Annotated in this window: 13 protein-coding genes and 1 tRNA gene; 9 read left to right on the top strand and 5 right to left on the bottom strand. The window is 63.7% G+C overall.

Translation table 11 applies throughout. From position 1 onward, the window contains the following. Positions 1–98 precede the first annotated feature (98 nt). A complete protein-coding gene (locus RQH14_RS18635; protein ID WP_089595875.1) occupies positions 99–476 on the bottom strand; it encodes a co-chaperone YbbN in 378 nt (125 codons plus the stop codon). 90 nt (positions 477–566) lie between these two features. After that, the gene (locus tag RQH14_RS18640) at positions 567–2,447 is read right to left on the bottom strand and encodes a GDSL-type esterase/lipase family protein (protein WP_311214623.1); all 1,881 of its coding nucleotides are present in this window, start codon (positions 2,445–2,447) and stop codon (positions 567–569) included. 123 nt (positions 2,448–2,570) lie between these two features. Here RQH14_RS18640 and RQH14_RS18645 point away from each other — a divergent pair, with 123 nt between their 5' ends. Genes RQH14_RS18645 through RQH14_RS18655 form a run of 3 tightly spaced genes read left to right on the top strand, consistent with a single transcriptional unit; the run spans position 2,571 to position 5,081 of the window. Beyond that, the gene (locus RQH14_RS18645; protein WP_311214624.1) at positions 2,571–3,248 is read left to right on the top strand and encodes a TetR family transcriptional regulator; all 678 of its coding nucleotides are present in this window, start codon (positions 2,571–2,573) and stop codon (positions 3,246–3,248) included. Next, entirely contained in the window at positions 3,245–4,288 is a 1,044-nt protein-coding gene (locus tag RQH14_RS18650; RefSeq protein WP_311214625.1) for an ABC transporter ATP-binding protein, read from the top strand. Before RQH14_RS18645 ends, RQH14_RS18650 begins: the two co-directional genes overlap by 4 nt. Next, complete coding sequence (locus tag RQH14_RS18655; protein ID WP_311214626.1) at positions 4,281–5,081, top strand: ABC transporter permease subunit; 801 nt, start codon at positions 4,281–4,283, stop codon at positions 5,079–5,081. The genes RQH14_RS18650 and RQH14_RS18655 overlap by 8 nt, the downstream gene beginning before the upstream one ends. Here the strand turns inward: RQH14_RS18655 and RQH14_RS18660 are convergent. Next, on the bottom strand, positions 5,078–5,623 hold the full coding sequence (locus RQH14_RS18660; protein WP_311214627.1) for an acyl-CoA thioesterase: 546 nt from the start codon (positions 5,621–5,623) through the stop codon (positions 5,078–5,080). The genes RQH14_RS18655 and RQH14_RS18660 overlap by 4 nt on opposite strands. A 178-nt stretch (positions 5,624–5,801) precedes the next feature. Here RQH14_RS18660 and RQH14_RS18665 point away from each other — a divergent pair, with 178 nt between their 5' ends. Together RQH14_RS18665 and RQH14_RS18670 are read left to right on the top strand one after the other, a co-directional pair. After that, positions 5,802–6,023 carry a hypothetical protein gene (locus RQH14_RS18665; protein WP_089595880.1) on the top strand — a complete coding sequence of 74 codons (222 nt, stop codon included), beginning with the start codon at positions 5,802–5,804 and terminating at the stop codon, positions 6,021–6,023. Between the two features lie 85 nt (positions 6,024–6,108). After that, the gene (locus RQH14_RS18670) at positions 6,109–6,900 is read left to right on the top strand and encodes an ion channel (RefSeq protein WP_311214628.1); all 792 of its coding nucleotides are present in this window, start codon (positions 6,109–6,111) and stop codon (positions 6,898–6,900) included. Positions 6,901–7,187: 287 nt separating this feature from the next. On the opposite strand, the gene RQH14_RS18675 is transcribed toward RQH14_RS18670, so the two are convergent. Further along, positions 7,188–7,269, bottom strand: a tRNA-Tyr gene (locus RQH14_RS18675). Positions 7,270–7,397: 128 nt separating this feature from the next. Then, positions 7,398–7,664 (bottom strand): hypothetical protein, encoded by a 267-nt coding sequence (locus RQH14_RS18680; RefSeq protein WP_172322794.1) that lies wholly within the window; start codon positions 7,662–7,664, stop codon positions 7,398–7,400. A 181-nt stretch (positions 7,665–7,845) separates the two neighbouring features. Between RQH14_RS18680 and RQH14_RS18685 the strand changes: the two genes are divergently transcribed. The 4 genes from RQH14_RS18685 to efeB all read left to right on the top strand — a co-directional run bounded on the left by RQH14_RS18685 (position 7,846) and on the right by efeB (position 12,049). After that, positions 7,846–8,337 carry a YajQ family cyclic di-GMP-binding protein gene (locus tag RQH14_RS18685; protein ID WP_311214629.1) on the top strand — a complete coding sequence of 164 codons (492 nt, stop codon included), beginning with the start codon at positions 7,846–7,848 and terminating at the stop codon, positions 8,335–8,337. Positions 8,338–8,529: 192 nt separating this feature from the next. Continuing rightward, positions 8,530–9,381: an iron uptake transporter permease EfeU gene (gene efeU / locus RQH14_RS18690; protein ID WP_311214630.1), complete on the top strand. Its 852-nt coding sequence runs from the start codon at positions 8,530–8,532 to the stop codon at positions 9,379–9,381. 62 nt (positions 9,382–9,443) lie between these two features. Continuing rightward, on the top strand, positions 9,444–10,616 hold the full coding sequence (efeO, locus tag RQH14_RS18695; RefSeq protein WP_311214631.1) for an iron uptake system protein EfeO: 1,173 nt from the start codon (positions 9,444–9,446) through the stop codon (positions 10,614–10,616). Further along, positions 10,613–12,049, top strand: a complete 1,437-nt coding sequence (gene efeB / locus RQH14_RS18700; protein WP_311214632.1) for an iron uptake transporter deferrochelatase/peroxidase subunit — start codon at positions 10,613–10,615, stop codon at positions 12,047–12,049. The genes efeO and efeB overlap by 4 nt, the downstream gene beginning before the upstream one ends. Positions 12,050–12,079 lie beyond the last annotated feature (30 nt).

Below are 12,079 nucleotides of genomic sequence, written 5' to 3' on the forward strand. Positions count from 1 at the left end.
AATCTGCGGGAACGCCTTAAAGCACCGAGGTCGCCGGAAATTTCCGGCGACCTCGGTGCGTTTCCGGCGGTTTCAATGTTTCACACCGCCGCTCGTTCTTAGTTTTCCTGGGCCTCGGCACGTGCTTTGGCGACGTGCGCGTGGACCTCTTCCATGTCCAGGCCCTTTACGGCTTCAATGACCTGCTCAAGCTGCTGGCCGTTGAGTGCGCCGGGCTGCGAGAAGACCAGGACCTTTTCGCGGAAAGCCATGAGCGTGGGGATGGACGTGATCCCGGCTTCGGCGGCCAGTTGCTGCTCGGCCTCGGTGTCTACCTTCGCGAAAACGACGTCGGCGTGCTTGTCCGAAGCTGCCCCGTACGTGGGGGCAAACTGGCGGCACGGGCCGCACCAGGCGGCCCAGAAATCCACCAGGACAATGTCGTTGTCCTCGATGGTCGATGCGAACTGTTCTCCAGTGATGTCAACTGTAGCCATGGTTCCACGGTACGCGACCCTGCCCCCTAAGTCCCGCGGAGTAGCGCCCTGTTCGCTTCCCGCGTTACCGGGAATAAAGCACGGTTTCCCCTACTTGCCCAACACCAGCTTCAGTGCGGACGCATAGAGCGGCGCCACTTTGTTGTGGCCGGTCTGGTTCATGTGGGTGTCGTCGAGGTAGTTGCCGGTGGCTCCCGCAATGGTCGCCGTGCCGGCCATGGAAATCCGCGGCCAACCGCGAAGTGCAGCTTCACGGGTCACGAGGCCATCCACCCACCGGCGTTGGACGTGGTTGGAGTCATACCGTGACAGCACGCCATTGACCAGAATGGTGCTGCGGGGGTACTTGCGCCGGAGTTCGTCCCACAGCCGGTTGGCCTGGGACAGGATGGCTGCATCCGTGGCGCCGATCCTGGCGTCATTGCCGCCCAGTGTTACCACCACCAGGCCGGGGTTGCCCTGCGGCAGGAGGATCCGGTCCTGCGCCAGCGCATCGGTCGCGGAGCCACCCCCGACGGCGGGACTCCCGGAAACGTAGCCGAGCCCACCAATGCTCCGGACTACTTGGCGCGGGTACCCGGCCCCGCGGGCACCTTGCTCGCCCCAGGAATCCAGGTCCAGTTGGGAGTCACCCAGGAAAACCACGGTGGAAGCGTCAACGGCCTCGGCCGAGTAGAGCTCCTCCGTAGCGTCGTTCCAGATGGTTTCCAGCTTCTGGAAGGACACGTGGGTTCCCCTGGTGTCCGTCCAGGTATCGCGAACCGGCCAGCCGAACTCGCCAGGGTTGGCGGACCACACTTTGTAGGTGGGGTGTCCAACGATCCGTGTACCGGTGGACGGCCCCCACACCAGCCAGCCGTTGACGAACTGCTGCACGAGTCCGCCGGCACGCGGAAGCTTGTCCGTGAGCGGGAGCCCCAACTGCCCGGCCGCTCCGCCCAGCGAGTTGTAGCGGTTGTGGACATCGCCGTGGGTGGTGGAATGCGCCCCCGTCGCCGCGGACCAGTAGACCGTGCCGCCCTGGAAGAGTTGGTAGACAAACCCGTTTTGCCGGACTTCCTCACCCACCGGATATCCGAGGGCACCGTTTTGGCCTCCCGTGGAGGACCAGTAGCTCCGGATGGCACCGGTCAAAGCCCGCGCACCGGTGGCCGGTGACCAGGTAATGGTTCCGCGCTGGTACTGCTGGGATGAGCCGCCATTCTTCAGGCCCAGGGCCTCATCCGTGGCAGGGTACCCCAGCTCGCCTTCTTCCATACCGGCTTTCCGCCAACGTTCACGGATGGCGCCCATGGACGGATGCGCCCCGGTGGCAGGCGACCACACCACAAAGCCTCGTTCAAAAGCCTGCCAGGCGCCGCCGTCGCGCAGTCCCGTACTTTCCCCGGTCACCGGGTACCCAAGGTAGCCGGCTTCGAAGCCGGCACGGCCCCAAGCCAGATGGATGGAACCGCTGGTCCGCTGCGCTCCCGTTCCCGGCGAGTACGTGATGGCTCCGCGTTCGTACGTCTGCTTGGACCCTCCGTTGCGGAGCCCGGTGGTGGTATCGGTTTTTGGATAGCCGTGAAAACCGGAAGGACCGCCCACGGCCCACCATGATGTGCGGACCGGTCCGTTGACCACCACGCGCGCTCCTGTGCGTGCGGACCAGGCAATGTCGCCGCCGGCAAACCGCTGCACGCAACCGCTGGTGCTCCCGCTGCCGGAACATTCCTCGGCACTGGTGGGGCGGAGCAGCACGCTTCGTGCCCACGCACTGGTGTTGTAGAGGTTGCCGATCGCACCGGTGACGGGCGGCGTCGAGGTCTGCGACTGGACGGACAGCGGGACTGAAGCTTGCGCGGGAAGTGCCGCGCCCAGCGCGCCAGGAACCAACAGCGCTAACGCTGCCGTGCCCAGAAACCAACGCCGCACCGGCCCCAGTGCCGTCTTGTTAAAGCCCACTTCGCCAACCCCCACCTGCTGCCCCATCAAAACTCTGAGGCAAGTATCCGCGACGCCGGCACTCTCAACACCGGCGACCCAGCCAATGGTGTCACATCGTTATGTCCCAGCTACTTGATAGGCATTGAACAGGTGTTTAGTGTTTGAAACATGCGTTCAAGCGCAGAGGATCTCACCACCCGGGCCCGCATCCGCGACGCTGCCATCGGACTGTTCGGCCGCGATGGATTCACCCGCGCCACGGTCCGGGCAGTCGCCACGCTGGCCGGAGTCAGCCCGGGCCTGGTCATCCACCATTTCGGCAGCAAAGAAGGCCTTCGCACCGCCTGCGACCAGCACGTCCTCGCCCAAACCGCCAGCCAGGGCCTCGAAAAGACCAACCCAGGATCAACACGCCAGCTGATCCAGGACTATCTGAACGACCCGGAGCAATACGCCCAAGAGATCGCCTACATCCGCCAATCACTGGCTGACGAATCCGACACCGGCGATGCCTTCTTTGATGCTGTCGTGCGGCAAACGGAGGACAGCATCAGCGCCGGCATCGCGGCGGGCACCATCCGGAAGTTCGACGACGTCCGATCCACCGCCGTCGTGATTGCCTCCAACAGCCTATCCATCCTCATGCTGGGCCGGCATCTCTCAAGGACGCTGGGCGCAGTCACTCCTGAGCCCCACGGAATCGGACCCGAGGTGCTGCGACAACTCACGCTGCCGGCACTGGAGATCTATACCCACGGCTTCTATACGGATTCGCGGTTCCTTGACGCGGCCCGCGACGCTTTGCAGCAAGACACCATCAACCACGGAAGGGAGCATGCCCCGTGACCCAGGCAATCGTCGTCGAGGGGTTGCGCAAGAAGTTCGGTCACCGCGAGGTCCTGCACGGACTGGAATTTGCGGTGGAAGCCGGAACGGTATTCGGCGTCATCGGGCCCAACGGTGCCGGCAAGACCACCACCATGCGCTGCCTGCTGGACATCATCCGGCCCAGTGCGGGTTCCATCTCGGTGCTCGGACAAAATCCCCGCAGCGCGGGCACTTCCCTCCGCCGCAGGATCGGATACCTCCCCGGCGAGCTGCACCTGGAGAACCGCACCACCGGCCGCCGCACACTGGAGCACTTTGCCGCCATCAGTGGCCCCGTGGACCCTCACCACGTCAACGACCTCGCAGACCGCCTGAACCTGGACCTGGACCGCCAAACCCGGAAACTCTCCAAAGGCAACAAACAGAAGCTGGGTTTGCTGCAGGCCTTCATGCACCAACCCGAACTCCTGGTGCTGGACGAACCAACCAGCGGCCTTGACCCCTTGGTACAACAGGTTTTTCATGCCATGGTCCGCGAGGCAGTGGCCGCAGGTGCCACGGTGTTCCTCAGCTCCCACGTCCTCAGTGAAGTCCAACAAGCAGCCGACGCCCTCGCCATCCTCCGCGACGGCGAAATCGTCACCGTGTCCACTGTGGAGGCCCTGAGGATGGCGGCCGTCCGGCAGCTCCGTTTCAACAGCACCGGAGCTGAAGCGAACGACGTCGGGGCGCTGCTGGCCCGGGTGCCTGGCGTCGCCAACGTCGCGGTGCGGGAGCTCCCTGCCGACGGCCACGCCGCCGGGACAGTGGTGGCCACGGCGACGCTTTCCGGGCACGTCCAGCCCTTGGTCCAGGAGTTGGCGCGACTGAACCTGACGGACCTCGTCCTTGAAGAACCAGACCTCGAAGAGGCCGTGCTGACCTTGTACACCGGGGGCGCCGGCACCGAACCCGCTGCTGATACGGGCGCTGCTGATACGGGCGCTGCCGGTTCGGCGGGTTCCGCCGACAACGCGACAGCCTCGCCCCGTCGTACGGAAGGAGCGCACCGTGCCTAGGATCCTGCCCCTCTTCACCAAGGCCATGACCGACTCCTGGCGCTCCACGCTGGCTTGGGCGTTGGGCCTGACCGCGGCGTGCATGCTGTACCTGCCGCTCTACCCCTCTATCGGCGGCAGCGCGCAGATGCAGGACCTGATCAACGCGCTTCCCGCCGAGATGACCAAAGCCCTGAATTACGATCAGATCGCGTCCGGCCCCGGCTACACCCAAGCCACCATGTTCGGCCTGATTGGTTTTCTGCTCATGTCCATGGCCTCCATCGGCTGGGGCGCCGCGGCTGTCGGAGGAGACGAAGAATCGGGGTTGCTGGAGCTGACTCTCGCCCATAGCGTCACCCGCGTGCAGGTGGTGCTGGAACGCGCCCTCGCCATCCTGGTTCGGATCGCGTTCCTTTCCGTCCTCGTCTTCCTGTTGGTGCGGGGACTGAACGGGCCTGCGCAACTGGGCATCGACGTCGGACATCTCGCCGGAGCAGTGCTGCTGTTCGCCGCTCTTGCCCTGCTCAGCGGAACTGCGGCCCTCTGCGCGGGAGCAATGACCGGCCGGAAGATGTACGCGGTTGCCGCGGGGGCCGCCGTCGCTGTCCTCGGGTATGTCTTCAACGCTGTGGGGCGGCAAAGTCCCGACGTTGAGTGGTTGCTGAACCTTTCGCCCTACCACTGGGCCTACGGCAACTCCCCGGTGGCCAATGGCGCCGACTGGGGAGCTGTCGCCGGGCTCTTCGCTGTCTCGTCCGCCCTTATTGCACTCGGTGCCGTGGCCTTGCGGCACCGCGATGTGGGTGTCTAGCTCCAGACGTGCGGGGCGGGGCGACGTGCTCCGGGCAGTGCATTGTTCTCGCGCCACTCATGGATCCATTCGGGCAGTTCAAGGCCTGCTGGAGGCGCGCCGAACTCCGCGATGATTTCCTCCTGGGTGACGGGTTTGCCCTTGGCCACCAGCCGCGTGGCAATGTGGGCGCGGGCGTAGATTTCGCCGTCCACCACCATCCGCTGTTCAAAGTAGATGGCCTTGGTATCCAGGCCGATGATGCGGGTTTCAATGGTGTAGCGCTGCCATAGTTGCAGGGACTTGCGGAAAGCGATGGTTTCGCCGGCAGCCACCGGACTCCACCCTTTTTGGCGCATCTTGGCCCAAATGCCACTGCGGACCATGAGGTCGAAGCGGCCAAGGTCCATCAGCGAAAAGTACATGCCGTTGTTGACGTGCATGGCAATGTCAATGTCCGTCGGCAGGACTTTCAGGGGCAGGGAGGACTCTTCCCAGACTCCCAGCGGCGAGCGCTTGGAGGAGGTGAAGAGCAGCATGAGGGTGCGAAGAAGCAGATGCATGCCCACAATGTTACCCGCCGGTAACTTCACGCGAAAGGCGGGGACCGCATGATGGACAGACCGGTAGTCCATGACGTGCTTTATGTCCAACGTTTGCACTAACGTTTACCGCCGGTTCATCAAAGCCATGCAGAATATCTGAAACTCGTCTGTTGAATGACCATACAAGGGGGACCCTTTGAGCACGCTGCAAACCACCAGGCCACAGGGCCAGGTCTGGCCCGAACTTTCACGCCACCAGAACGTCGTCCTCCAGGACGCCCGCGGCAACCGCATCGAGGGAACCATCGACGGCATGACCGAGGACCGCAGCACGCTGTGGATCCAACTCAAGGGCGGCCTCGGCAGGCAGCTGATCCACCACCTCGACGGATACTGGCTGGAGACTCCCGCCGCCTGAGCCTGTACGGAGCAGGCCCGCCCCCTAGAGGCCCGTCCTTTCGTCCCGTCCGGGCTGAGGCTACTGCGGTGGCTAGTATTCCCCTATGACACAAGCGCGATACCGGGACCTGGTGGAATGGCCCCTCATGGCCACGGCACTGATTTTCCTCACTGCCTATGCATGGCAGGTCATCGGCCGGGTGAACGGCGCCGCTGCGGTGCCATTTGAGATTGTCCTCTGGATTACGTGGGGCATCTTCGCACTGGACTACTTCGTCAACCTCTGGCTTGCCGAAGACAGGATGCGGTGGTTCCTGTGGAACCTGCACGAACTCTTGATCGTGGTACTCCCCTTCTTCCGGCCCTTGCGGCTGCTGCGCCTGGTCACTTTGCTGTCCGTTCTTCAGCGCACTGTGGGCGAAACCCTGCGCGGGCGGGTTGCCACCTACGTGGCAGGTGCAGCCGCGATGCTCATCCTCATCGGCGCACTGGCCGTACTGGATGTCGAACAGAATGACCCCGACGCCAAGATCCTCAATTTCGGTGACGCCGCCTGGTGGGCCGTCACCACCATCACCACCGTTGGCTACGGAGACCTGTATCCCGTGACCCCCATCGGCAGGATCGTCGCCGCGGCCCTCATGATGAGCGGCATCGCGGTGCTCGGTATTGTCACAGCATCCATCGCTTCCTGGCTGGTTCAACGGATTGAGGAGAATGCTGAGGGGGTGGCAGCGGCAGCCGAAGTGAAAGCCGCCGCAGCCGAGGAACCCGTTCGGGCAGAGATGGTTGACCTGGTAACCGAGATCGCGGCCCTGAGGATGGAGATCGCCGAGCTCCGGGAAGCCACGTCGGTCAGGCAGACCACGGAATTCGGGCGGGAGCGAGAGGTTTAGGCGGGGCGTCCCGCTGGATCCCGTACCGTCACCACCGACATTGCGAGCCCAGATGGCATGACACACCGGTGATTACGGCGCGTCTCCCTGCTTCCAGCGTCAAAGTGGGTGGTGGCGGCACGGCCGGACCCACGCTCGGTCGAAGGACCGGCCGCACAACGGGTGCGCCGGCGAACAACGCCGGGATCTTTGGACTGGGAAGCCGCCGGCCAAGAGGTTCCCAGACAAGAGGTCGCTGGACACACAAAAAATCCCCGGAACCAGTGGTTCCGGGGATTTTCTTTGGGTGGCAGATGAGGGATTCGAACCCCCGTAGGCGTTGCCAGCTGATTTACAGTCAGCCCCCTTTGGCCGCTCGGGTAATCTGCCGAACTTCAAAAGAAGATCACTTCCGGACACCGTTTCTTTTAGATCCGGTAACCGAAGGCAGAGACAACCTTACAGAACTTTCTGCGAAGAATCTAATCGAGGGAAAACGCCCGGGATTTCGCGGTAGGTCAGGCTTCCCCGAGGATCCGGCCGGCGAGTTTCGCTTCGAACTTCTCGGCCTGCTCGGCGGTGATCTGGTTGAGTTGCACAGCCCGCAGCAGGTCGGCGTGCACCCCGTCCATGCGTGCGGTGGCATCGGGTACCGGGCTCAGGACGATCGAAGCCGCAACAGCCGCCGCCGCAACAGCGCTGGCCGCGGCAACTGCAGCCGTGCCAAGGGAGCCCGCTGCTGCAGATGCGGATTTACTGATGGACTGGACGGCCTTGCTGCTCATGCTGATCCTCCACTATGCGTTCTTCCAACACGTACAACTCTCAACCGGCAGCCTCAGTTCCAACCTTGCATGTGCTGTGAGCGAACTGTGAATGCGCTCCGCAGCCCCAAGCAGCACCTTCCGTACTAGGCTGGATGCCAGACCAACCCGCCCTCACAGGGCCCCCAACCTAAGGAGAGTCATGGCAGGCGAATCCACATTCGACGTCGTCAGCAAGGTAGACAAGCAAGAGGTCGCCAACGCACTGAACCAGTCTCAGAAGGAAATCGCGCAGCGATACGACTTCAAGGGCGTTGGCGCGGAGATCGACTTCAGCGGCGAGAAGATCCTCATGAAGGCCAACTCCGAGGACCGCGTCCTTGCTGTCCTGGATGTTTTCCAGTCCAAGCTGATCAAGCGCGGCATCTCGCTCAAGTCCCTGGACCAGGGTGAACCCTTCCCCTCCGGCAAGGAATTCCGACTGGAGTGCACCATCAAGGAAGGCATTGCCCAGGACATCGCCAAGAAGATCAACAAGATCATCCGCGATGAAGCCCCCAAGTCCGTCAAGTCCCAGATCCAGGGCGACGAACTCCGCGTGACCTCCAAGTCCCGTGACGACCTTCAGGAAACCATGAACATCCTGAAGAAGTTCGACGAGGCCGACCTGCAGTTCGTGAACTTCCGCAGCTAGTCCCGGTACCTCCGAAAAGCCGGCGTGCAGCCCCACCCAGGGCCTGTACGCCGGCTTTTTGCTGCCCAAAGTACACCGACTGTCGTAATGAGCGCGCGCATTAGCACATGATTACTTTGCGTAATAGTCAAGTCACAGTATTCTTCATCCTTAGGTGAGCCTAAGTACGGCTCCCTTAGCGAAAGAAAATCCATGACCGCCAATTACCTGATCGGCCTGCGTGAAGGCCTTGAGGCATCACTGATCGTGGTGCTCCTGATGGCCTACCTCATCAAGACAGGCAGGCGGCACCTGATCTCCCGGGTGTGGATGGGCGTCGGCCTCGCCATTGCCATTTCGCTTGGCTTCGGCGCGCTGCTGACCTTTGGCCCACGCGGCCTCACGTTCGAGGCCCAGGAAGCGATCGGTGGCGGCTTGTCCATCGTGGCCGTCGCCTTGGTGACCTGGATGGTTTTCTGGATGGCCCGGACCGCTCGCAGCCTCGGCGGTGAACTCCGCTCGCAGGTAGACAAAGCGGCCGACGGCGCCGCCTGGGGCCTTGTGGTAGTTGCGGCACTGGCCGTGGGCCGGGAAGGCCTCGAAACAGCGTTGTTCATCTGGGCTGCAGCCCAGGCTACCGGCGAAACCACTTTGCCCCTGCTCGGCGCACTACTGGGCCTCATCACGGCAGCCGGCTTGGGATACCTCCTGCATCGGGGTGTCCTGAAAGTGAACCTCGGCCGCTTCTTCACCTGGACCGGCGTGGGCCTGATCATCATTGCCGGCGGCGTCCTGGCCTATGGAATCCACGATCTCCAGGAAGCCGGCATTCTGCCCGGATTGAACAACCTGGCCTTCGACGTCTCAGCCGCCATTCCGCCGTCGTCCTGGTACGGCACCCTGCTCAAGGGCACCCTGAACTTCTCCCCCGCCACCACTTGGTTGGAAGCGGCGGCCTGGGTGCTCTACGTCGTCCCGGTCCTGTTCCTCTATCTCAGGGCCAACCGTTCATCGCCGCCCAAGGCCGCCAACACGTCAGCCCCGGCTGTCGCAACGCAGGCCTGAAGCACCCCAGATTTCCGGGTCACTCCGGCAGCCCGCTTACCCTCAACATAAAGGACCCACTCATGCTCGGATCGCCCACACTTCGCCGGACCCTCGCCGTGATCGGCGCGGCCGCAGCTGTGCCCTTGGTACTTGCCGGCTGCACAGACAACACCAAAACCACAGGCGCCACCGACGGGCCCATCCAGGTCAGCAGCACCGCCAACGAGTGCAAGGTGTCTACGGGAACAGCGCCCAGCGGCAACCTCACCTTTGCCGTGAAGAACGAGGGCACGGAGGTCACCGAGTTCTACCTGCTGGCCGAGGACGGCCTGCGGATCCTGGGCGAGGTGGAGAACATCGGTCCCGGCATCACCCGCAACCTGGTGGTCACGGCGCCGGCCGGCAAGTACAACACGGCGTGCAAGCCCGGGATGCAGGGCGAGGGTATCCGCGCTTCCTTCGAGGTCACCGAATCCGGTACCAAGCCCAGCGTGGATGCCGACTTCCAGAAGCTCCTGGACAACGGATCCCAGCAGTACGCCGCCTACGTCAAGGACCAGACCGAGCAGCTGATCGTGGGCACCAAGGCCTTCGCCGAGGCTTTCGCCTCCGGTGACGCAGCCAAGGCCCGCGACCTCTACGCTTCCACCCGCATGCACTGGGAGAGAATCGAACCGGTAGCCGAATCCTTCGGTGACCTGGACCCCAAGCTTGATGCCCGCGAGGCAGACCTTGAGCCCGGCCAGGAGTGGACCGGCTGGCACCGCGCCGAGAAGGACCTCTTCCCGCCGGCCGAGTACACCGCCATGACCCCCGCCGAGCGCACCGCCATTTCCACGCAACTGGTGACCGACACCGAGGACCTGGTCACCCGCACCCGCACGGTGGAACTGACCCCGGACAAGCTCGGCAACGGCGCCAAGGAACTGCTCGATGAAGTTGCTACCGGCAAGGTCACCGGCGAAGAGGAGATCTGGTCCCACACCGATCTCTGGGACTTCCAGGCCAATGTTGACGGCGCCCGCATCGCTTTCGAGAACTTGAGGCCGGCTCTGGAGCAGAAGGACGCTGAACTCGCCAAGTCCTTGGACGAGAAGTTCACGGCCCTGCAATCCGAGCTCAAGAAGCACGCCAAGGGCGACGGCTTTGTCTACTACAACGAGCTGAGCCAGGAGCAGGTCCAGCAGCTCGCGGCCTTGGTCGATTCGCTGGGTGAGCCCCTCTCCAAGCTCACCGCAGCCGTGGTGCTGTGAGCGGCTGCCCCTTCGGGCACGCTGGCGGCAACCCCGGGGACGCTGAACACCCCGGTGAGGCCGTCGGCGTCGAACGTTCCCGCGAGTCGACCGCCGTCGTAACTTCCCGGGAAGCGTCCGACGGCGGTTCGGCAGCTTCCGCTGCTGCGGGCAGTTCCCGTATGTCGCGTCGCGGCCTGCTCTCGCTGGCTGGAGTGGGCGGTGCAGGAGCAGTGGCTGGATTGGCCGCTGGATTCCTGGGGCATGACGCTTTGACGGCAGGTGCCGCGGCTGCGGATACCGGTGCCGGCGAGGCCGTGGTGCCGTTCTTCGGCGATCACCAGGCCGGTATCACTACCCCGGCCCAGGACCGCCTGCACATGGCTGCCTTCGATGTCACCACTGAGGACCGCAAGGAACTCATCAAACTCCTCAAGGACTGGACGGCCGCGGCTGAAGCCATGACCACCGGAAACCCCACGGGCAGGACAGGCGCCGTCGACGGACCGTACGATGCCCCTCCGGAAGACACCGGCGAGGCGTTGGACCTTCCCGCGGCAAAACTGACCCTGACGTTTGGTTTTGGTGCGGGGCTGTTCGAAAAAGACGGGAAGGCACGGTTTGGCTTGGATGGCCGGCGTCCGGAGGCTTTGATCGATCTCCCGCATTTTCCCGGCGACGACCTCCAACCCGGGCGTACTGGTGGCGACATCGTGATCCAGGCGTGCGCGGACGATCCCCAGGTTGCTGTCCACGCCATCCGCAACCTTGCCAGAATCGGTTTCGGCAAGGTGCGGGTTCGGTGGTCGCAACTGGGCTTTGGACGCACCTCTTCCACGTCGCGCGCGCAGGTGACACCCCGAAACCTCTTCGGTTTCAAGGACGGCACCAACAACCTCAAGGTCGAAGACAAAGCGCTGCTTGATGAGCACGTGTGGGTTCCGTCCGACTCCCGGCCCAGCGAGCAATGGATGACCGGCGGCAGCTACCTGGTGGCCCGCAGGATTCAGATGCACATCGAAATTTGGGACCGTACGTCGCTGCGCGAACAGGAAGGGCTGATCGGCCGGACCAAGGGTGTGGGCGCCCCACTGTCAGGCGGGGACGAATTCACCACCCCCGATTTCGCGTTGGCGGGCCGCGACGGTGATCCGCTGATCGCCATGGACTCCCACATGCGGCTGGCCCACCCGGACCAGAATGCCGGCGTGAGGATGCTGCGGCGCGGCTACAACTTCACGGACGGCTCGGACGGGCTGGGCCATTTGGACGCCGGGTTGTTCTTCATCGCGTTCGTAAAGGACCCACGGACCCACTACGTCCCCATGCAGCTGTCCTTGGCCAAGAGCGACACCCTGTCCGTGGAGTACTTGAAGCACACGGGCTCTGGACTCTTTGCCGTGCCTCCGGGTGTCCGGCAGGGTGGCTTCATCGGCGAGGGGCTGTTCGCGTAGTCCGGGCGGACCGGTTCACAATGAACCCAG

Origin of the sequence: Arthrobacter sp. WCS2018Hpa-7 (genome assembly GCF_031843805.1) — a bacterium.
In the GTDB taxonomy this organism is placed as follows: Bacteria; Actinomycetota; Actinomycetes; order Actinomycetales; family Micrococcaceae; genus Arthrobacter.

Coding starts and splice junctions, on each gene's coding strand:
- RQH14_RS18635 (WP_089595875.1), bottom strand. CDS start 476: ATGGCTACAGTTGACATCACTGGAGAACAGTTCGCATCGACCATCGAG.
- RQH14_RS18640 (WP_311214623.1), bottom strand. CDS start 2,447: ATGGGGCAGCAGGTGGGGGTTGGCGAAGTGGGCTTTAACAAGACGGCA.
- RQH14_RS18645 (WP_311214624.1), top strand. CDS start 2,571: ATGCGTTCAAGCGCAGAGGATCTCACCACCCGGGCCCGCATCCGCGAC.
- RQH14_RS18660 (WP_311214627.1), bottom strand. CDS start 5,623: ATGCATCTGCTTCTTCGCACCCTCATGCTGCTCTTCACCTCCTCCAAG.
- RQH14_RS18670 (WP_311214628.1), top strand. CDS start 6,109: ATGACACAAGCGCGATACCGGGACCTGGTGGAATGGCCCCTCATGGCC.
- RQH14_RS18680 (WP_172322794.1), bottom strand. CDS start 7,664: ATGAGCAGCAAGGCCGTCCAGTCCATCAGTAAATCCGCATCTGCAGCA.
- RQH14_RS18685 (WP_311214629.1), top strand. CDS start 7,846: ATGGCAGGCGAATCCACATTCGACGTCGTCAGCAAGGTAGACAAGCAA.
- efeU (WP_311214630.1), top strand. CDS start 8,530: ATGACCGCCAATTACCTGATCGGCCTGCGTGAAGGCCTTGAGGCATCA.
- efeO (WP_311214631.1), top strand. CDS start 9,444: ATGCTCGGATCGCCCACACTTCGCCGGACCCTCGCCGTGATCGGCGCG.